The sequence below is a fragment of the Vibrio tarriae genome, from assembly GCF_002216685.1.
In the GTDB taxonomy this organism is placed as follows: domain Bacteria; phylum Pseudomonadota; class Gammaproteobacteria; order Enterobacterales; family Vibrionaceae; genus Vibrio; species Vibrio tarriae.
The window spans coordinates 1445821-1467883 of the sequence record NZ_CP022353.1 but is presented as its reverse complement, the minus strand read 5'-3'; the positions used below and the strand labels follow the sequence as shown (position 1 = coordinate 1467883).

14 protein-coding genes and 1 pseudogene are annotated in these 22063 nt (G+C 47.3%); 7 read left to right on the top strand and 8 right to left on the bottom strand.

The features are described 5' to 3' along the window. Window positions 1–24: 24 nt before the first annotated feature. From CEQ48_RS12315 to CEQ48_RS12295, 5 genes are all read left to right on the top strand, one after another. Window positions 25–1356: a PTS sugar transporter subunit IIC gene (locus CEQ48_RS12315; protein ID WP_000780652.1), complete on the top strand. Its 1332-nt coding sequence runs from the start codon at window positions 25–27 to the stop codon at window positions 1354–1356. A gap of 46 nt (window positions 1357–1402) precedes the next feature. After that, entirely contained in the window at window positions 1403–1738 is a 336-nt protein-coding gene (locus CEQ48_RS12310; protein WP_089071446.1) for a PTS lactose/cellobiose transporter subunit IIA, read from the top strand. After that, complete coding sequence (locus tag CEQ48_RS12305; RefSeq protein ID WP_089071445.1) at window positions 1720–3042, top strand: 6-phospho-beta-glucosidase; 1323 nt, start codon at window positions 1720–1722, stop codon at window positions 3040–3042. The genes CEQ48_RS12310 and CEQ48_RS12305 overlap by 19 nt, the downstream gene beginning before the upstream one ends. A 23-nt stretch (window positions 3043–3065) precedes the next feature. Beyond that, window positions 3066–3824, top strand: coding sequence for a chitin disaccharide deacetylase (chbG, locus tag CEQ48_RS12300; RefSeq protein ID WP_089071444.1), 759 nt, complete (start codon window positions 3066–3068; stop codon window positions 3822–3824). A gap of 100 nt (window positions 3825–3924) precedes the next feature. Next, window positions 3925–4947, top strand: coding sequence for a LacI family DNA-binding transcriptional regulator (locus tag CEQ48_RS12295; RefSeq protein ID WP_089071443.1), 1023 nt, complete (start codon window positions 3925–3927; stop codon window positions 4945–4947). A 119-nt stretch (window positions 4948–5066) separates the two neighbouring features. Here the strand turns inward: CEQ48_RS12295 and mdoH are convergent, their stop codons facing one another. Both mdoH and CEQ48_RS12285 read right to left on the bottom strand, forming a co-directional pair. After that, window positions 5067–7178 carry a glucans biosynthesis glucosyltransferase MdoH gene (mdoH, locus tag CEQ48_RS12290; RefSeq protein WP_232477898.1) on the bottom strand — a complete coding sequence of 704 codons (2112 nt, stop codon included), beginning with the start codon at window positions 7176–7178 and terminating at the stop codon, window positions 5067–5069. A 72-nt stretch (window positions 7179–7250) separates the two neighbouring features. After that, window positions 7251–8888: a glucan biosynthesis protein G gene (locus CEQ48_RS12285; protein WP_089071441.1), complete on the bottom strand. Its 1638-nt coding sequence runs from the start codon at window positions 8886–8888 to the stop codon at window positions 7251–7253. Between the two features lie 403 nt (window positions 8889–9291). Between CEQ48_RS12285 and CEQ48_RS12280 the strand changes: the two genes are divergently transcribed. After that, entirely contained in the window at window positions 9292–11175 is a 1884-nt protein-coding gene (locus CEQ48_RS12280) for a methyl-accepting chemotaxis protein (RefSeq protein ID WP_198301281.1), read from the top strand. Window positions 11176–11306: 131 nt separating this feature from the next. On the opposite strand, the gene CEQ48_RS12275 is transcribed toward CEQ48_RS12280, so the two are convergent. The 4 genes and pseudogenes from CEQ48_RS12275 to CEQ48_RS12250 form a co-directional block, all read right to left on the bottom strand. After that, window positions 11307–12008: a 3'-5' exonuclease gene (locus CEQ48_RS12275; RefSeq protein WP_198301280.1), complete on the bottom strand. Its 702-nt coding sequence runs from the start codon at window positions 12006–12008 to the stop codon at window positions 11307–11309. Between the two features lie 5 nt (window positions 12009–12013). Then, the gene (locus CEQ48_RS12270; RefSeq protein WP_198301279.1) at window positions 12014–13903 is read right to left on the bottom strand and encodes a CBS domain-containing protein; all 1890 of its coding nucleotides are present in this window, start codon (window positions 13901–13903) and stop codon (window positions 12014–12016) included. 311 nt (window positions 13904–14214) lie between these two features. Then, window positions 14215–15404 (bottom strand): annotated as a pseudogene (locus tag CEQ48_RS12260) (amino acid aminotransferase). Window positions 15405–15864: 460 nt separating this feature from the next. After that, the gene (locus CEQ48_RS12250) at window positions 15865–17316 is read right to left on the bottom strand and encodes an HD-GYP domain-containing protein (RefSeq protein WP_198301278.1); all 1452 of its coding nucleotides are present in this window, start codon (window positions 17314–17316) and stop codon (window positions 15865–15867) included. Window positions 17317–17852: 536 nt separating this feature from the next. Between CEQ48_RS12250 and thiD the strand changes: the two genes are divergently transcribed. Then, complete coding sequence (thiD, locus tag CEQ48_RS12245; RefSeq protein ID WP_089071437.1) at window positions 17853–18701, top strand: bifunctional hydroxymethylpyrimidine kinase/phosphomethylpyrimidine kinase; 849 nt, start codon at window positions 17853–17855, stop codon at window positions 18699–18701. Between the two features lie 65 nt (window positions 18702–18766). On the opposite strand, the gene asnS is transcribed toward thiD, so the two are convergent. Together asnS and CEQ48_RS12235 are read right to left on the bottom strand one after the other, a co-directional pair. Next, window positions 18767–20167 carry an asparagine--tRNA ligase gene (gene asnS / locus CEQ48_RS12240; protein WP_000220370.1) on the bottom strand — a complete coding sequence of 467 codons (1401 nt, stop codon included), beginning with the start codon at window positions 20165–20167 and terminating at the stop codon, window positions 18767–18769. 146 nt (window positions 20168–20313) lie between these two features. Beyond that, window positions 20314–21945 (bottom strand): methyl-accepting chemotaxis protein, encoded by a 1632-nt coding sequence (locus tag CEQ48_RS12235; RefSeq protein ID WP_089071436.1) that lies wholly within the window; start codon window positions 21943–21945, stop codon window positions 20314–20316. Window positions 21946–22063 lie beyond the last annotated feature (118 nt).

Below are 22063 nucleotides of genomic sequence, written 5' to 3'. Positions count from 1 at the left end.
TTATCTTAATATAAGGTGAATCCTATGAAGCTTTATGATGCGATAATTGGAATCGTAGAAAAGCATATAGCCCCCATTGCGGCAAAAGTGGGGAATCAGCCTCATGTACGTGCCATGCGTGATGGTTTTATTGTGGCAATGCCATTTATTATTGTGGGTAGTTTTATTTTAATTTTTGCATTCCCTCCTTTTGCTGAAGATACCACCAATGTTTTTGGTCGCGTGTGGTTAAACTTCGCTACGACGCATTTCGATATCATCATGATGCCGTTCAATATGTCGATGGGCATTATGACCATATTTGTCTCGTTGGGTGTGGCATACAGCTTAGCGAAAGCTTACAAAATGGACGGTATCACGAGTGCAGTTCTGTCACTGATGAGCTTTTTGTTGGTCGCGGCGCCCGCCAAAGAAGACAGTCTATCGATGGCGCATATGGGCGGCACAGGGATTTTCACGGCAGTTATGTGTGCTTTTTTTGCCGTCGAACTGTATCGCTTTATGAAAAAGCATAACATTACCATTCGTATGCCAGAGCAAGTTCCACCTGCGATTGCTCGCTCATTCGAAGTTTTGTTGCCTGTCTTGGCGATTTTCTTGACGCTTTATCCGCTGAGCCTTTTTGTACAAGCCGAATATGGCATGTTGATCCCTGATGCTGTGATGGCGATGTTCAAACCGTTGATCAGTGCGTCAAACACACTGCCAGCGATTATCGGCGCGCTGCTGGTGTGTCAATTGTTATGGTTTGCGGGCATTCATGGGGCTGCGATTGTGGTCGGTCTGCTGTCTCCCATCTTCTTAACCAATATCAGTGCTAACATTGATGCGTTTGTGACTGGGCAGCCCGTCCCGAATATCTTCACACAGCCATTCTGGGATTTTTACATCTTTATCGGTGGTTCTGGTGCAACCTTAGCGTTAGTGATTTTGATGTCCTTCAGTCGCTCAGCTCATTTAAAAAGCATCGGTCGTATGAGTGCGGTACCAGGATTCTTCCAAATTAACGAACCTGTGATTTTTGGTAGTCCAGTGGTGATGAACCCGATTTTATTCCTGCCTTTCGTTTTCGCTCCCGTAATCAATGCCACCATTGCTTATTTTGCGATTCAGTTGGGCTTTGTCGGTATGGGAGTGGCAACCACGCCATGGACAACACCCGCCATTATCGGTGCGTCATGGGGTAGTGGTTGGACGTTTACGCCAGTGTTGCTGGTTGTGGGTTTACTCATCCTTGATCTGCTCATTTACTTACCTTTCTTCAAAATGTTTGAGAAGCAAGTGCTTGAACAAGAGCAACCTGTGGAAAGTAAAGTCAAAGCAGCGCAACCAAGTGGACAAGGTGTCACGGCATAAACGGTTTAAGGCTGCCGATGGGCAGCCTTAGCTTCGGGAGAGAGAAATGGAACAAGAACTTATCGTGATGGAAATTATTTGCAACGCGGGTGAAGCGAGAAGCTTATGTTATGAAGCTTTACGTTTAGCGCGTACTCGATCTTTTGAGCAGGCAGAAGAGAAATTGTGTCAGGCTAAAGAGTGCTTAAACCGAGCTCATTTAATTCAAACACAATTGATTGAAGCCGATCAGGGTGAAGGCAAAGTACCAATGACCTTGGTGATGGTGCATGCTCAAGATCATTTAATGACGACGATTCTGGCACAGGAAATGGCGACTGAAATGGTGGCTTTACAAAAACACTTGGCGGGTGAGGAAGCAAAATGTCTCGAAATGCATTAAAGCTGGCAATCATCGGCGGCGGCAGTAGCTACACCCCCGAATTGGTGGAAGGTGTCCTCAAAAGATTAGATTTTTTGCCTGTGAAACAGCTGTACTTTGTGGATATTGAAGCCGGAGCAGAAAAATTACAGATCATTCGAGATCTTGCGCAGAGAATGGTCGACAAAGTTGGAGCTGACATTGAAATTAAAGCGGGCTTTGATCGCCGAGAGGCGATTGCCGGCGCTGATTTCGTTATGACCCAGTTTCGGGTTGGAGGGCTTGCCGCTCGCGCGAATGATGAACGAATTCCACTGAAATATGATGTGATTGGGCAAGAAACCACAGGGCCTGGTGGTTTTGCCAAAGCACTTCGAACGATCCCAGTCATACTGGATATTTGCCGAGATATTGAAGAGCTAGCACCCAATGCCTGGATGCTCAACTTTACCAATCCTGCGGGCTTGGTCTCGGAGGCAGTCAGCAAATACTCAAAAGTCAAAAGCATAGGATTATGTAATGTTCCCGTCTCTATGCAGATGATGATTGCTGAGATGATGGCGTGTGAACCCAAAGATCTTCAGCTTGAGTTTGCTGGGTTGAATCATTTAGTTTGGGTGCACCAAGCTTGGTTGGATGGTCAAAATATCACGCAAACCGTTTTAGAAAAGGTGGGTGATGGTGCCAATTTCAGCATGAAAAATATCTGGGAAGAACCTTGGGATCCTGAGTTTTTAAAAGCGCTAGGCGCGATTCCGTGCCCCTATCACCGCTATTTTTACCAAACCGATGCCATGTTGGCAGAAGAGAAACAGAGTGCTCAAGAGAAAGGCACTCGAGCTGAGCAAGTGATGGTGACTGAAAAGGCCTTATTTGAGCTCTACCAAGATCCAAATCTGGCTCATAAACCCAAAGAGTTAGAAGCGCGTGGTGGTGCCTATTATTCCGATGCATCATTAAATCTTGTTGATGCCATCTACAATAACCGCAACGGTATTCATGTGGTGAACGTGCTGAATAATGGAGCGATCAGTTCATTACCTCACGATGCGGTGATTGAATGCAGTGCAGTGGTGGGAAGTTGGGGGGCCAAACCGATTGCGGTCGGAGAACTTTCACCAAAAATCAGTGGCTTGTTACATCAAGTGAAAGCCTATGAGCAATTGGCGATTGAAGCGGCGGTGCATGGTGACTATCACCTTGCTTTAATGGCTTTAACCAATAACCCATTAGTACCCGATATTGGTCGAGCAAAAGCGATTTTAGATGATATTCTGCGTGAAAATGCCGAATATCTGCCGCAATTTAAATTGACCACATGGTAACGGAAATAAGGTAAGTCATCTCGATGAAGGTAATTTTTAACGCGGACGATTTTGGTTTAACCCAAGGCGTCAATCAAGGCATTGCCAAAGCCCATCTTGATGGGGTGGTAAAATCAACCACTTTGATGGTGGGCATGCCTGCAGAGCTGCATGCGGTTCAATTGGCAAAACAACTCCCTCGGTTAAAAATTGGCCTTCATCTGAGGTTTACAGCAGGGCGCCCTTTAACAGGAGCAAGAAATTTAACCGATGAACATGGCGTCTTTACTGCTTATCGTGATTTTTGGCAGCGTAGAGACTATCAACCTGAGGCGATATACCATGAAGCTATCGCCCAGGTTGAACATTTTCTAAAGCTTGGGCTCACTTTAAGTCATCTTGATAGCCATCACCACGCCCATACTCATCCTCAATTGGATCCGATCATTTATGAAGTGGCTAAAAAATACCATGTTCCACTGCGGGATATTGGCATGGCAGAGGAAGAGGAGTTAGGCTGTCGTTATCATTTCACTGATTTTTTCTATGACCAACGCTTGGGAATAGAATCCTTAGTGAAACATTTGCTCGAACTCAAAGAGCGTTTCGATCTTGTTGAGGTCATGTGCCATCCTGCGTTAGTCGATCCACTACTCGAAAAGTGCAGTGGCTATGCCAAACAAAGAGAAGAAGAGTTGCGCATTCTAACCAGTGCTCAATTAATGCAATTGTTGGTAGCGCATGATATCGAAATCACGGATTACTCAGCTTTGGTTTCTGCTCCTCTGCACTCCTGTGTATGATGGGATCTTTCTCGCCGAGTGGATGCTTCCGTAAGGGAGTGTCGTGCAAGCTCGCAGTTCCTTGTTTTTCTGAAGTTTCTGACTTCCTATAGGCTCTAATATGGCAAGAATTAAAGATGTTGCAGAACTTGCAGGTGTAAACCGTTCTACTGTATCGAGAATCATCAATGGCGAGGGGAAATTTAAAGAGGAAACGCGGCGTAAGGTTGAGCAAGCCATGGCTCAGCTTAATTATCGACCGAGTGCAATAGCCCGTTCTCTGGCGACCTCCTCATCGAATATGATGGGCCTTCTAGTCACGTATTACACGGGTGGCTTTTTTGGTGAAATGATGGAACAGGTGCAAACCGAGTTGGATATGCATCATAAGTTTTTGATCACAGCGCAAGGCCATCACTCTGCACAAGGAGAGAGAGAGGCGATACAGCGTTTTCACGATCTGCGTTGTGATGGGTATGTGTTGCACAGCCGATATTTATCAGACGATGATTTGCGAGCCTTAGCTCAGCAGCCGACACCTTTTGTTCTTCTCGATCGTAGTGTTGCAGGCTTGGAAGAGCGCTGCATTACTTTTGACCATCGTGGTGCAAGCCAGATAGTGGTGGAGCATCTCATTCAGCAAGGCCACCGAAAAATTGCGTGTATCACCGGACCGCTACATAGACACAATAGCCGTTTGCGTCAGCAAGGCTATCTCGATGCATTAGCTCATGCGGGAATTCTCCCGAGTGAGTCACTGTGCGAAGAAGGCAATTACGGTAGAGAAAGTGGTTATATTGCGATGCAGCAGCTATTAGCTTGCCACCCAGAGATTACGGCGGTGTTCTCTTGCAGCGAGGAGATGACCACTGGGGCGCTGCAGTATCTGCACGAACAAGGTATTGCGGTACCGGAGCGGATTTCAATCGTCAGTTTTGACAGTGTCGATTTGTGTGAGAGCTTGTACCCAACAGTGACAGCAGTGCATTTCCCGATCAGTGAAATGGCACGTGCAGCGGTGCAGTCACTGATTGCGATGGTGAAACAGCAACCGACAGTCGGTCCACGAAGCTTTAGCCCAATTTTAAAAAAACGTCACGCCGATCAACCTCTCTTGAAGATAGCTGAAAGTGAAAACTCATAAACAATCACTAAACGACTCGAGATTGGAGCCAACGCGGCTGCTGCGTTAAGTAAGAGAGGAATAAAAAAGAACAGGGGAGAAAAGTGTCGCGAACACAAAGTGTAAGCGACACTTTTAGTTTAGGCAGTCTGGCTCGCTAAGCTGGGCGGCAGTTTGGCTACCTGTTGGATCAGCAGTGGATTGCCCAGAACATAACTCAGTTCAACTTTGGTCAACAGCGACAGTAGGCTTTCCTGACTTTCCGCTTCCTGTACTTTAATACGTGCTACCGCATCCAAAGGTTCGATGGTAGTTCCGGGTTGGCGAGACGGCAGTTTATCCATCATAGCGATATGTAGCGCGATCAAGTTTTGGTCGGCAAGTACCATACGCGCGCTCCACACTTCCTGAAGATCCGCCACATACTTTTCACGACGGGCTTGGGCAGCAAGCACAATCTCCGGTGTTTCAATCTCTTCTGGTGTTGCAAGAATGCGTTTTTGCTTAAACCAAGCCCCGATGGTGTATGAGGCTGTGATCCCAGAAAGTGGCACAGAGAACCACAAACCGATTAAGGCCGGAGACATCCACGCTAGCAGAGTCCATGAGTCGAGCATCGCTGCATAACCAAGGAGCAATCCAGCGGTCATGTGCCAACGGTGGCGGTACAGCAAATCTTTGATTGGCAAGCTACCATCGTCGCGTCGCTGAGGAGCCCAACCACTATCGCGTCCAAAGAGGATTGACACAACCGCGCCGCAGTGAATAAGCATCATGATGGGAGCGACCAGCGCAGAAAGTATGATCTCTGTAATTGCGCTGAGTACGATTCGAATCCGTCCGCCTAAGGTACGACACATTTCACCATCAAACATCAGCAGCAGTAAGCCGAAAATTTTCGGACTAAATAGAATACCCATGGTGATGTAAAACAGTTGTAACGCGCGTGCGGAGTCCATAACTGGCCAAGTCGGAAATAGTGAAAACTGCTCGGTAAAATACTCAGGACGAATAAAGTGTGCTTGCAGTGCCAGTAACAAACCCGACAAAATCAACAGCAGCCAAAATGGTGAAGAGAGGTAGGACATAATGCCCGTGGTCAGGTGCAAACGACTGATCCAGTGCAGACCTTTAGTACCTATGATTCGGCTGTGTTGCAGGTTACCTTGGCACCAACGGCGATCACGTACTGCTAAATCGATAATCGAAGGAGGGCACTCTTCAAAAGAACCACTCAGATCCGCGGCGATGGTAACACTCCAACCTGCACGACGAATTAAAGCCGCTTCCACGAAATCGTGGCTGAGGATATGTCCACCAAAAGGTGGTCTGCCAGACAAATGCGGTAGGCCTGCGGCACTCATAAAGGCTTCAGTACGAATAATCGCGTTGTGTCCCCAGAAGTTACCTTCCTTTTGTACCCACCAAGCAAGGCCAGTACCGACCACTGGACCATAGATGCGTGCAGCAAACTGCTGCACACGAGCCATGAGCGTCGTGCCATTGATCAGCGCCGGAATGGTTTGAATCAATCCAGCATCTGGGTCACTTTGCATCCGTTGAGCCAATGAAATCATAGTACTTGGCTGCATCACACTATCGGCATCCAATACTAATAAGTGATCGTACCCTGAGCCCCAACGACGGCAGAAATCGGCGATATTACCCGCTTTACGCGCAATGTTTTTACGGCGGCGGCGGTAATAAACGTTAGCTTTACCTGCGGTTTGTTGACGTAGCAACCAGAAGGCTTGTTCTTCAGCTAACGCCACTTCAGGATCGGTGGTGTCGCTGAGAATAAACCAATCGAAGGCATGCCCATGTTCAGTATTCGCCAGAGCTAAAGCCATGGTTTCTACTGCGGCAAATACGCGATCGGGTGCCTCGTTGTAAGTCGGCATCAAGATTGCGGTACGTGTCGTTAGGGGTTGCTCTGTTTTGGTGGCTGGTTTGCGGCTCGCGAGAACAAAAAATCCGGCGATCGAGCTTGAGAAGGCTAAGGCAATCCAGCAGAAGTTGATAGCAAAGAGAACCAGTACAGCGTATTCGATAGGCGTTAGTCCACCGACCAAAAATACACCGCGCATTTCAAAGATGGCAAAAGCAGAAATGAGTAAAGCAAAACCGACCACGAACACACGTCGCCAAGAAAGGGATTTGACCCCATCCGTTTGAATAGCGTCACGCGGAAAACCTTCACTCAGTCGTTTAAGATTTTGTTCCGGCATTTCGCCGTGTTGTTCTGGTGGCATGGCAGAGCCTCCCATTAACTGGGAGGCTCCTTGTTCAACCATTGGGTTTGTCATAAAAAATCCGAGTACTTACTACAGGGTCCAACGATACAACCAAGTTTCCACTGGACGCGCTTCTTGCAAAGTCAATTCTGCTCGCAATTCGGCTAGCGTCACTTCGCCTGGATCAAATTCAAATGAGAGGCGATAGCCATTATTGGCAGGGTTACCACGCAGTACAACATTGCTGATCACCCCTGCATTGCTGCGCACTTTGGGTTCTGGCATCTGTGCAGGTTTGGCACCTTGGACTTGGTAATCAATCACAAACAAACGTTTTGGTGTTGGTTTGGCAATATCAGCACGTCCACTCGCAGTACGACTCACAACGATCGCTTGTGGATTCTCTTCGGGTTGCGCCCCCCAATTGAGGTGATAAGAGAAGCGATATTCACTGCCAGCAGCAAGAGGTTGTGCTGGCTTCCAGAAGGCGACAATGTTGTCGTGAATTTCTGATTGAGTTGGAATTTCTGTCAACACGACAGCACCAGGACCCCAGTTACCGACTGGTTCAACCCACAGACTTGGGCGTTTTTCGTAATGGGCTTCCAAATCTTGGTAGTTGGCGTAATCGCGCTCACGCTGCATCAAACCAAAGCCTTGCGGTGAGTTGTCCATAAAGGCGCTCACTTGCAGTGTGCTAGGGTTAGCCAATGGACGCCACAAACGTTCACCACGTCCGTTGATCATCAATAAACCATCAGAATCATGCACAGAAGGACGGAAATCATCGGTCTTCTCACGGCCATTTGGCGAATGCATGAACATACTGGTTGCGGGAGCTAGACCAACTTTGCTTAACTCCACGCGTGGGAAGAGTACCGCCTCAACGTCCATACGAGTATTTTCTCCTGGGCGGATAGAGAAACGATACGCGCCAGACACGCTTGGGCTATCCAGTAGGGCATGAACCACAATCAAGTTGGTGTCGTAGTTTGGTTTTTCCACCCAGAAGGCACGGAAAATAGGGAACTCTTCACCCGCTGGATCGGCAGTTTTGATGGCTAAGCCACGCGCAGACAAGCCATACGCATTGCCTTTACCCAGAGCACGGAAGTAGCTTGCTCCTTGGAATACAAACAGTTCATCAAAATAGGATGCACTGTTGAGAGGGTAATGCACACGAAGGCCACTATAACCAATATCTTCAGTCGGCAGGTTCTGTTGCAAAACTTCCCCCGCGGTGAACATATTAGGGTCGTAACTTAAGTGAGTAGATTGGTTGCCTTCGACAAGCGCAATCTCAATCAGATCCTGAAAGAAGAAACCGCGATGAAATAGCTGCATCTGGTATGGCAAGCCATCCGCTTTCCACACAGCGCTGTCGGGTTTAAAACGAATATCGCGGTACTCATCATAACTGATATTAGCCAAACTCTCCGGTAGCGGATCTTTTAAGGCAACATAAGGCTTTTTCGCTAGCTGGCGAGCTAGGCGAACGACCGTATCGTTATCAAACGTTCCGGTTTTGGCAAAGCGAACCACATTTTTAACTTCGCCAGTTTTATTTGGCTTAGAAGACTCTGAATTCACTGGAGAAGAGGCATTAGTATTTTTAATGTCTGTAGCAAAGCCATTATCAGACATCAATAAAGAAGCCCCAAACAGCAGGGAGAAAAGTACAATCAGTTTTTGCGCATGACGTTGCACGGCGCTGGACACACGAATCATATAGAAATGAACCGATAACAAAGTGAAATACGAAGATAGCTTAAGAGTTTACTGCAATTTTGCTTACCGGACGGTATGGCAGGAAATTGCAGGTCTCATTAAGCGCGAAAGATAACAGAACTGTAAAAAAATGCACAACATATGTTGTTGAGAACTGTCTTTATCAGATATTTTCTATTCATAAGCTTATATCCTTTAGTTATATGTGATTTTGGAAGGCAAATCACATTATATGAGGGATTGAAATTTGGCAGCAGTCAGTAATTTGTTGTTTAAGACCTTATAACATAAATGGTTAATTCAGGTCTGTGATAAGTTGTGAGAAAAAATGACAAAACGAGTGCGTTTTAACCGAATAGTGTTTACTATCGCCCCCCCTCGTTCCAACCTTTTGTTTGACCAAATGAAACTAACACTAAAACACAAACTGATTGGCGCAAGTTTATCGGCAGTGGTGGTGATGGCGACGGCATTGACTTGGTTTTCAGCCAATCAATTGCAACAGCAAACCAGTAATGCTGTTTATACTCGCGCTGACGCAATTTCTTCGACCGCTGCTAAAGGTATCGCTGATTGGATTTCTATCCGTAAATCAATTAGTACTGCGTTTAATGCTCACATTGAAGCACAAGATGTTGTCCCTTATCTGCAACAAGCGCGCAATGCGGGTGGTTTTGACGATATTTTTTACGGTACGACTGACGGCACGATGTATCGTTCACATCCAGAACGTAATCGTGCGGATTACGATCCACGTACGCGCCCTTGGTATAAAGATGCAGCCAGTGCGGGTAAGCAGATCATCACCACCGCTTACAGTGATGCGATAACTGGCGCACTGCTTGTGACGATTGCAGAACCTGTTCGCCTTAACGGTAATATGAGTGGTGTAGTTGGCGCAGATGTTCTCATTGATCAGCTGATTGCGGACGTGATCAGCATGGACGCAGGAAAAAATGCACAAACCATGTTGATTGATGGTCAAAACGGTTCGTTCCTAGCGCATCCAGACAAATCCTTGCTACTGAAGCCTGTGACGACGCTCTCTTCTGCTTTGGACATGCGCACTATCGAGCGTGCTGCGAATCAAGGTCAGTTGCTTGCGCTTAAACTGAATGGCGTGGAGAAGTTCTTCTTTTTCACTGCGGTACCCGATACACCTTGGTATTTCGTAGTACAGATGGACAGCGATACCGAATACGCTTCTCATTCTGAGTTGTTAACGGGCCTTATTACTACTGCGCTGCTGATCACTGTGATTGTGGTTGTGATTGTCTCTTGGCTCGTCAGCTTCTTGTTCCGTGATTTGGGTCGTGTATCGAAAGCGCTGGAGGAAATTGCCTCTGGTGATGCCGATTTGACACAACGTTTAGAACCTCGCAGTGATGATGAAGTCGGACAACTGGCAAGCAACTTCAATACTTTCGTGAGCAACATGCACACCATGGTACTCAAGTTAAGCCATGTTTCAGCCGCATTGGCGCAGCAGTCGAAAGTGACGGCGGCACAAGCGGAAGAGCGCAGTAGCCGAATTCGCTTGCAACAAGACGAAATCAATATGGTGGCTACTGCAATCAATGAGATGGCTGCTGCCACTCAAGAAATTGCGGGTAATGCGGATCACACGGCGCAAAACGCAGGTGAAGCCGTGACGGCGTGTGTCCATGGCGCGGGTCAAGTCACTCAAACGCAGCGTTCGATTCAATCTTTGGCTGAAGAAGTGCAAGTCGCGACCGAAGTTATTCAAGAGCTGGAAGCGCATGGTCACCAAATCAGTACGATTCTGTCGACGATTCAGAACATCGCTGAACAGACCAACCTACTGGCGCTGAATGCGGCCATTGAAGCTGCCCGTGCGGGCGAGCAAGGACGTGGTTTTGCTGTCGTGGCTGATGAAGTTCGTGTGTTGAGCCAACGTACCCACGCGTCGACCAAAGAAATTCAGCAGATGATTGAAACGCTGCAAGCCACCACAGGTAAAGCGGTAGGTATTATGGATGACAGTCGTCGCCTCGCGGACACCAGTGTTGATGATGCGAATGAAGCTTCGGTTAGCTTGGAGCAGATCCATAAAACTGTAGAACGTATCAGTGATATGGCGACGCAAATTGCATCAGCGGCTGAAGAGCAAGCCTCTGTGACTTCGGAAATCACTCGCAATACAGTAGGTATTCGTGATGTTTCAAATGATCTCGCGCAAGAAGCTCACTCCGCTGCTGAACAAGCTACAGAGTTGTCTGAACTGTCTCATGAGTTAGAGCAAGAGATCCGTCGTTTTAAACTGTAATGACGTCACAGACAAAGTCAGAGTAAGGAGCGCTTGATGCGCTCCTTTTTCGTTCTTATGCATCTCGTCGTTTCGAGTTTCGATTCGCGGTCAAAGACCTATATAGGGCTCTTAACCACAGAGCACAGAGGCTAAAGCCACAGAGACTGAATGGCGGTGTGGGGTGGGAGATGGTGCGCGCACTGCGCTTGAAAAAGTTCTGCGGTCGCAATGGCATCCGTCAGTGCATGGTGAGGTGAGTAGGGCGGTAAGTGATAACGCATCCGTGATTGCCCAAGGCGTATTGAGGGTAAAGGTCGACGTGCAATCCGTTGCCACAGCGAGCGTTGCTTATCCAGTAACTGACGTTCAATTTCTAATGTATCCAACACGGGAAACTCGATCGCCTCGCCCCATAAATTCAGGCTAATCTGGCGCAAAAATTCACGTTCAATATGCCTAAAGTGCACGACGACAATCTTGCCGTGCAGCGCCTCGAGTAATTCCTTCAATACCTGTTCTGGAGCTTGCGCATGCTGCAACTCGGAGTGCGTGATCCCATGGAACACTATCGACTCCTCTTCAAGCGGTTGAGAGGGTTTTACTAACCAATACTGAGCTTGATTGAGAAAAATCCGTTGAGTAGTAAAAGGCACTAAACCGATACTCACAATGGCATCTTGCTCGGCATTCAGTCCCGTTGTTTCAAAATCGAGGGCAACCAGTGAGCACTGATGAATCGGTGTTGAGCCTTCAACCAGAGGTTGAGCATAAAAGCGCTGTAAATGGGCTTGCCGAGCCTGCTGGGCTAAGTGAGCAAACCGAGCGGGCCAGTATATCGCAGAGTCGAACATGGCGCTCACTTAAAATGTTGGTTGGCTTGGTAACGATACTTAAGATAATTCTGCCCGTTACTGAGGATCTGAAACGCATCTTTTAAGTTGCGTCGTTCAAACTCCGAAAGATGTTCCGGCTCGATGCTGTTGTCGGCCTCACGCTCTTGTTCAACATCAATCGCTTGATGGCGAATCCGCACCATAGCGATGAATTCCAAGGCATCACGCAGATCTTTGCCTTTACCTTGCGGGAGCAATCCTGCTTCAATTACATCATCTAAACGTTCAAACGAGTTTTTAGCGCGTGAACCTGCGGCGAGGGCATGTACGCGGATCAAATCCGCCAGTGGTGCTGTCCCGCGACGTTTCAAATTGATGGAGTTGTTATGGCGTCCATCTTTTTCCATCACGAAATTCTTAAAAAAGCCCAGTGGCGGCGTGCGATTGAGCGCATTACGCGCCAAACAGGCTAAAAATCGCTGATTGCGTCTGGCGCGGCGTACAATAAAACCAGAAAGTTGCTCGGCCCATTTGGTGCGTCCATAGACACCATCGAGATCAAAAAAAATCGACGCATTGAGCAGGGCTTGCGGGTTGGGATTATCAATCCAGTCAGCAAAGCAGGTTTCCCATTCTTTGCGAGTCATGCGCCATTTCGGATTGCTAGCCATGATATCACCATCACATAATGGGTATCCGCAGCGGTCTAATCCCCTACACACCAAATCAGCAAATTGAGCAAAATAAGCACCATGCTGCTGCACATCGTAGCGATCATCTAAAATTAGAGCATTATCTTGATCGGTTACAATCAGTTGTTCATCGCGTCCCATCGAACCAAAGGCGACAAAACAGTAGGGTAGCGGCGCAGCACCCAACTCGGCCTCGACTAATTCAATGATGCGCTGCGTGAAAGCGCGGCCAATGGTCGACATCGCAGTACCAATCATGTGTGAATTGGCGTCTTCGTTAACTAAACGTACGAAGCTTGCTTTGACTTCATGGACGAGTTGAGCCAAATCATCAATACAAGTTTGCTGGTAGATACGACTGACTAAAAGCAATGAGTTTTGCGACTCATGGCGTACGATGTCGGTCATGTCGATGATACCAATCGGCTGCCTTTCTCTTAATACAGGGAGATGGTGAACGTTATTGCGTAGCATGGCGAGCATGGCTTCATAGACGTAAGCATTATGATCCAGCGAGATGACCTCATGAGTCATGACTTGGCTGACGGTCTGTGTGACATCCATACCTTGCGCCAAGACGCGTCGGCAGAGGTCTCGTTCCGTGACAATGCCGACCACAGGCGTTGAGTCATCTTCCGTGTCAAGCAGGATCTGGTTATCGAGGATCAGCAGCGCAGAGACGTTTTCATCTGCCATGCGCTGTGCCGCCTGTTGAATAGAGGCTTGTTTGTCTATCGTTGGTGCTGGACGAGTTAACAGCTGTTTGACTTTGCTGGTGATAAGATCATTTTGTTCTTTTTGTTTAGCAACAGTTTGACGCAAGCGTACGGCTTGCTCTACTTCAACAAAATCGGCAAAACTATCAAACTCTTGGTGTAAACGGTGAAAGAGCGCTTCAGGCAAACAGTACAGCAGCGTATCTTCAATTGCAGTGACCGCGAAAGACACTTGGTTACGCGTTAATAACCCCATTTGTCCAAATAGACTGCCTTCCGTCAGTCGATTGTACAGCTCACCATGACGTCGATAGACTTCGACCGCCCCACTACGAACCAAATATAAATCACTGATGGCTTGTTTATAGCCAATAATCGGTGTGTCTTTACGAAAGTAGGCAATTTCAATTTGTTGAGCGATTTCAGGTAGTCGTTCGTTGGGTAAGGCATCAAAAGGCGGATGCTGTTGCAGGAATTGTTGAATCTCGATTAACTCGGCGTCCATGGCGGCTCCTATCGTTACAAACATGCGTTAGGCGATGTTTTTGGCGGTATGGCCGACCATACTACCTCAATTTATTGCCTTAGGACTAATCGGAGCACGCAGAGAGAGGGAAAGGAGTCTATCTATATCCTTCCTACTTGAAGCTGCAGCGGTGTTGGCTACGTTCGTTCACCCCAATCACATAGTGTATCTATGCTCATGGGGATGAACTCACTTGCTGCCTACCTGCAACTCCAAGTAGTTTGGGTATATGAACAGTAAAAAAAACCGGCCATATTCCAGCCGGTTTAAGAGAGTCATTGACGATGCGATTACATCACCGCAGCAATGCCTTGGCACAAGGGTAGCATGTTTGATTTGGTCATCCCGCTACGCTGATGCGGCCAGAGCCGACGATATAGATACCCAACTCTGATTTGAGGCGTGCAACTTGCTCTTTGCTTAGGCCAGAGAAAGAGAACATGCCGTTTTGACGCTCGATAAAGCTAAAGTCAGCGTCTACACCCACTTCTTTCAATGTGTTAACGAAAAGTACGCGCATCTCTTGAATGCGTTCACGCATTTCTGCGACTTCGGCTTCCCATTCTGCGCGTAATTCTGGGTTGTTCAGAATATAAGTGACGACGGCAGCACCGTGAGCCGGTGGGTTTGAGTAGATAGAGCGGATAATCGCTTTAACTTGTGAGAACGCCGTTTCTGCAACGGCTGTTGAAGGTGCAACCAGCGTGAAGGCACCGACACGTTCGTTGTACAAGCCAAAGTTCTTTGAGAAAGAGCTGGCAACCAGAATCTCAGAGTTGTATTTCGCAAAAATACGTAGGCCAGCCGCGTCTTCTTCCACACCTGAAGCAAAGCCTTGGTAAGCAAAGTCAAACAGAGGCAGTAAGCCTTTGTCAGCCACCAATTTCGCCAGTACTTCCCACTCTTGCTCTGTTGGGTCAATACCCGTTGGATTGTGGCAGCAGCCGTGCAGTAAAACCACATCGCCTTTCTCTGCCTGCTCTAAATCTGCCAGCATAGCGGCAAAATCTTTGTCTTTGGCTTTGGCATCATAATAAGCGTATTGCGTAGTTTCCAAGCCAGCGGCATTGAACACACCGTGATGGTTAGCCCAAGTTGGGTTACTGATCCAGACTTTCACATCGCCCAGTTGACGCTTAATAAATTCACCCGCCACACGCAGCGCACCAGTGCCACCAGGGGCTTGCGCTGTTTTTGCCAGTTTTTGTGTCACTATGTCCGAATTCGCGCCGAACAGCAGTTTTTGTACTGCTAAACCGTACTCAGCTGTCCCTTCAATCGTGAGATAAGATTTGGTTTTCTCTGACTCAAGCAGTGCGGCTTCTGCTTTCTTTACAGTAGCGAGAACCGGGGTTTCACCTGCTTCATTCTTATAAATACCTACACCGAGGTTAATTTTGTCGGTACGAGGGTCTTTTTTGAACTCTTCAGTTAAACCTAGGATAGGGTCAGCGGGAGCGGCAACGACTTTTTCGAACATAAAGCACATCCATGTCAAGTTAGGGTGGGAAGGGATGATTGAACTCATCAAAATTTACCGTATTTATACCTCCCTCGTATTCAGGTGACAACAGCACCTGAAAGAAAATATCGAAAAATTTTTACTTGGGTGAAAAACTGGGAATAGTTGGTCATTTGTGATGTAAAAGCCTTGGGCTTTTCAGCCTAAGGCGAGATGAATTTTTGTCCGGTTATTGAGGCAATACATCAATAAGATAAGATTTGGCGATGTACAGATCATTACGTATTAAATTTTCATTTCTTTCCATCGTCATGGATTGAGCATCCGCAAAGCAAAGCAAAGCAAAGCAAAGCAAAACAAAGCAAAACAAAGCAGCAAGTGAGTTCATCCCCATGAGCATAGATAAACGATGTCATTGGGGTGAACGAACGTTGCCAACACCGCTGCAGCTTCAAGTAGGAAAGGTATAACTACAACCTTATGCAGCATCTTTAAAGTGTGCTGCAATGGCTACGAACTTTTCCTCAACCGCGAGAAAAGCCTCGACCACGGCAGGATCAAAATGGTGACCACTGCCTTCGACAATAATTGATTTGGCTTTGTCATGACTAAAAGCCGGTTTATAAACCCGAGCTGAAATCAAGGCATCATACACATCGGCTAACGCCATTAAGCGACCGGAAAGCGGGATGGCTTCTCCTTGTAATTGCGCCGGATAACCCGTGCCATCCCATTTTTCGTGGTGAGTGAGGGCAATTTCTTTGGCAATAGCGAGGAAGGAGCTCGTCCCTAAATGGCGCTCAGCAATCGCAAGTGCTTGCGCCCCGATACGCGGATGCTCTTTCATGACGGTGAACTCCTCATCGGTCAGTTTGCCCGGTTTGAGCAGAACCGAATCTGGAATGCCAACCTTGCCTACATCATGTAATGGCGCGGATTTGTAGAGTAGTTCGATATAAGCCGGGGTTAACAGCGTTGAATATTGGGGAAAAGCAGCGAGATATTCTGCTAACGCTTTGACGTATTCTTGAGTGCGAAGAATATGTGCCCCTGTCTCGTTATCTCGTGATTCCGCAAGAGCCGATAAGCTGACGATAGCCACATCACGTGTGGTTTTGACCTCATTTTGCGTAGCTTCTAAGCTGTCTAACATCTGATTGGTCAACATGGCGACATTGCCTAACTCATCGTTAGAGTAGACGGGAAGGCGTACTTGGAGGTTGCCTTGCGTCACGGCTTGCAATGAGCGCTCCTGATGGTCGAGGATCTCTTTCATCACTCGACTCCAGAGAACGAGAATGGCCGTGATGTAGCCGCCTAACACCAAGGACAAAAAGGCAAACTCTTTCACAATGCTGATCTTGCCACTGCCATCAAGTAGGCGCGCAGGGTTATTTTCCAGCCAGTGAATATCTTTGATTGCGACCATGCTGAGCATCACCGTCAGTGTGCTGATTAAAAGGACGATCAAGCCAATCAGCTGTTTGACTAAGGAACGTCGCTCATCAGAAGAGAGAGCAAGGTTCTGACTTTGAGGCATTTGGCGCAGCGTTCTTAACTTACTGCTTAATTGCAATAACGCTCCGGTGAAGAAACCAAATAAGGTCATTCCAAACAGTACTTTTAAATTACTGTCTAACGTGAACTGGTATTGCAGATTGTAGTAAAGCGCTAAAGGCAAACTCATTGCGAAGAGGAGTGCCGTGTCCAATTGGATAAATTGCTGTTTTCTTGCCCAAATGTGCTGGCGAAGCAGAGTATGCCGAATCAGCCATGCGAGGATGAAGACAGCACCCACCTGAGTGGCGATTTCACGAGTGCTTAATGTCGCGAGAAAAGGACAGACTCGGCTTGTGTAAAGCGCAAAGAGCACTCCAGCAAGCGCATAAAGTCCAAACGTCAGTGGGGCATGGTAAATCGTGTTTTTCATAGCAAGTGATAGAACCCAAATGGTCAATAAGTTACGGCTAGTTAAGTATAAGTGGCATCATTAAAGTGAGTGCGATTTATTATCATTTTGAATAAAGGCGCGGATTCTATAGACATTGTTGGGTGATGACCACTTTAAAGCGAACATTTTTTGAGTGGTCGTATCAGAGTGTAACGATTGAGAGGAGCAATAATTGCTTTTTGTATCAAGGAATACTGTTAAGATACGCCCTGTAGTCGGGGAGCCTGAGAGCGTATATACCCTTCTTACTTGAAGCTGCAGCGGTGTTGGCTACGTTCGTTCACCCCAATCACATAGTTTATCTATGCTCATGGGGATGAACTCACTTGCCGCCTACTTGCAACTCCAAGTAGTTTGGGTATAACAACGTGCGAATCAAAGGCTGAGATCGCGCAGCGAGACCCGTTGAACCTGATTCAGTTAGGACTGACGTAGGGAACTATCCTCAACAGCTCGTATTGTCTTACCATTTATCTGCGGTTTGGGATCAGTTCCTGTTTTTCACAGGAGCCTTTATGCCATCAAATTCTTCTCTTCAAACACCGATTGTACTCACCATTGCCGGTTCAGACAGCGGCGGGGGGGCGGGCATTCAAGCCGATATCAAAGCCATTTCAGCGACAGGGGGTTACGCCTGCTCAGTGATTACCGCGATTACCGCACAAAATACGCAGGGTGTTTCCGCCGTTTTTCCTTTGCCATTAGCGGTGGTTGAGCAACAGTTAGACGCCGTGTTTAGCGATATTCCCGTCTTGGCAGTCAAAATTGGTATGCTGGCGGATGCCCCAATCATCGCTCTGGTTGCTAAAAAATTACGCCAATATCAACCGAAATGGATTGTGCTCGACCCAGTGATGATCTCAACCAGTGGCCATCATTTATTGGCGGCAGAGGCAGTCGAGACGTTAAAACGTGAGCTATTACCGTTAGCCAATCTCATTACGCCTAATCTGCCAGAAGCGGCGGTTTTAGTGGGGATGACGCAACAAGAATGGCAGCAGAATCCGCAGCAGGGTATTACCGCGCTTAGTCAGTTAAACACACCAGCGGTACTGCTCAAAGGCGGTCACGACCATCAGCAAGCCAACAGTGATGACTTACTGATTCAAAGTGGTGATAGTCGTCATTTCTGTGCGCCCCGTATTGCTACGAAGAATACGCATGGCACGGGCTGCTCACTCTCATCTGCGATCGCCTCATACTTAGCGCAGGGGGCTGAGTTAGTGGAAGCGGTCGATAAAGCCAAACAATATATCCACCAAGCGATTGTGCATGCCGATCAATTAAGGATCGGCCAAGGTTATGGGCCGATACACCATTTTTATCTACTGAAAATGGCTAAAAGCCACCAGAAAAGCCAATAAGAGTGAGCTTGAAGTATAAAAAAACCGTCTCGTTTGAGACGGTTTTTACATTCAACAGAGCGGAATTAGAAACTCGCGCTGCGTGGGGTACGTGGGAATGGGATCACGTCACGCACGTTGCCCATACCAGTGACGTAAGAGACTAGACGCTCGAAGCCCAGACCAAAGCCCGCGTGCGGCACTGTGCCGTAACGGCGCAGGTCGCGATACCAGTCCATGTGCTCAGGATCGATGCCAAATTCACGCATACGCGCATCAAGAATATCCAAACGCTCTTCACGCTGTGAACCGCCGATGATTTCACCAATGCCCGGTGCCAAGACGTCCATCGCTGCAACGGTTTTGCCATCTTCGTTCATACGCATGTAAAACGCTTTGATGTCTTTTGGATAGTTCTTCACGATAACCGGTGCTTTGAAGTGCTCTTCTGCAAGGAAACGCTCGTGCTCAGAAGCCAAATCAATGCCCCATTCAACAGGGAACTCAAACGTTTTGCCGCAGTTTTTCAGAATTTCAATCGCATCGGTGTAATCCACTTGTGCGAAATCAGATTCAACAAATTGCTCAAGACGCGCAATCACTTCGTTATTAATACGATCGTTAAAGAACTCAAGATCGTCACGACGCTCTGCCAGTACGGCTTTGAACACGTACTTCAGCATGTCTTCAGCCAGTTTTGCTACAGTGTTCAGGTCAGCGAATGCAACTTCAGGTTCAACCATCCAGAATTCCGCCAAGTGACGGCTGGTGTTTGAGTTTTCCGCACGGAATGTTGGGCCGAAAGTGTACACTTTGCTGATCGCACAAGCGTAAGCTTCCGCGTTGAGCTGGCCAGATACGGTCAGGAAGGTTTCTTTACCAAAGAAGTCTTGGTTGTAATCCACTTTACCTGCATCCGTACGCGGTAGGTTTTCCATATCCAGCGTTGATACGCGGAACATTTCACCCGCACCTTCTGCATCAGAAGCGGTGATAAGAGGCGCTGAAACCCAGAAGTAACCTTGTTCATGGTAGAAACGGTGAATCGCTTGTGCCAAGCAGTTACGAACACGCGCAACCGCACCGATCACGTTAGTACGTGGACGCAGGTGAGCCACTTCACGCAGATATTCAATCGAATGACGCGTTTTCGCCATTGGGTAAGTGTCAGCATCTTCAACCCAACCGACGACTTTTACGTCAGACGCAGCCAGTTCAAATGCTTGGCCTGAAGCTGGAGATTCAACAATCTTACCGGTTACTTCAACGGAACAGCCTGTAGTGAGCTTCAGAACTTCGTTGTCGTAGTTATTGAGATTATTAGGAACCACGGCCTGAATCGGGTTGAAACAAGAGCCGTCATAGATGGCAAGAAACGAAATTCCAGCTTTGGAATCACGACGTGTGCGAATCCAGCCGCGAACAGTGACTTCACTGTCTACTGCGAGCTTGCCGCTGAGTACGTCATTTACAGGCGCGTAAGTCATGTTTATTACAGTCTCCGTTGAGATATAAAGACATCCCAATGCCATTTGCGCTCGTCATCGCGCAAAAAATAGACGAAACATTGGGTTGTAGAGAGTTTTACAGATTCAACGGAACATATTACCTGTCAATTTGTCAGCTTCAACCTTTAATGTGGTTTCCGCGCAGAATTCTTAGCAATCAAAGTAAATTGATTCAGCAAGGACTCCAATTGTTGTGACAAATGTTCAAGATCGATGCTGATCTCACGTGTCTCACTTGCCGATTGTGATGTGTTGTTCGCGTGATGAGTGATGACATCAACCTTATTTTGGATCTCATGACTGACTTCCGTGGTGCGTTTGGTCTGCTCTTGAATACCCATAGCATGGCTTAGCACTTGTTGCATTTCGCTGACCACACGAGTCATGGCCGCTGAGAGCTCTTCCACTTCGGATGAACGCTGATGAGCATGAGAGCAGACGGTATCGACCGAAGAGAGCGAGGCTTGGCTGTCACGCTGAAATCCTGCGATGATGTTTTCAATATTTCCGGTGGCTTCCGTGGTGCGTGATGCAAGATGACGCACTTCATCTGCAACGACAGCAAAACCGCGACCTTGTTCGCCCGCTCGCGCCGCCTCAATAGCGGCATTCAGCGCAAGTAAGTTAGTTTGTTCGGCAATGCCTTTGATCACGCCAAGAATGGATGATACTTGGCCAGTTTGATTATTTAATTCCACAATACGTTGTTTTACCGCCTCAATATCGCCCACCAGATTTTTGATATCTTCACTGGCTGCGTGTGCTTGCTTGGCACTTTGCTGAACAATACTGGTGGTGTGATTGACCAATTTAGACGCTTCTTCGGTAGCAAACTCCACTTGTTGCTGCTTACCTTGCATATCCGTGATGTTGGTTTGCACTTCTGCAGTTTCTTTTTGTTGATTGTTGGCCGCCTGATCGGTGACTTGTGCGACATTCGTAAGCTTTTTAGCCGAATCAGCAAGGGAATGGGAAGTGTCTTGCACTTGTTGCAAGCTGTCTGACACCGTATCCATCAGGGAGTTGATGGATACCGCCAGTTGTCCGAGTTCATCTTTTCTATCGTTTTCGAGTCGATGGGAAAGATCTTTACTCTTACTCACCTCACACATAAAGGCCGACGTTTTTTGCAAAGGCAGAACGATAATTCTACGCATAAAAAACAGCGTCAACATAAAACCAAACAGCGCAATAACCGACATAATGCCGACACCAATAAGAGTGCGATGATTCACCATTTGTGTTAAGTGATTAAGATTAAACTCAAGACGAATCACACCAAGCACTTCACCTTCTGGTGCGATATGACAAGCCACACAGTTAGTACCACGATAGTTTTCACTCGACTTCATCGGCAAGGCAACCACAATGCCTTTCCCCCAATCGGCTTGATAGGGCTCTATAATGGTCTCGCCTTGTAATGCCCGTTGATCAATTTCATCTTTCGGTTGTTGATCCATGCTTCCAGGGCCATAAATCTTATTTAAAGAAGGCGCTCGAATGACGCGAACTTGTTCAATGCCATCTTGTGCTAATGCTTTTTGGCGTAGCGTCTCTTTTTGTGCCATGGTGCCAGTCAGCATCATCATGTTCAGGCTATCAAAGTAGTTACTGGCTTTGTCGTGTAGCTGCTCACTTAACACGGAATGAATGAGATCTTTTTGCTGCCAATATTGATAAGACGTTGAGCCCGCCAAAACTAAGGCAAACACGGTGATTAATGTTAGCAGCAATTTACTAAGAATGGATGAGTTCATAATAGTTTTGTAATTATAAGTGACCCTGATTCATGTAAATATAGCGTTAATTCACTGGGTGACAAACGTAGACCAATTGTTAGTGTGACCTTAACCAAAGTGTGAGTTTAAATATGAG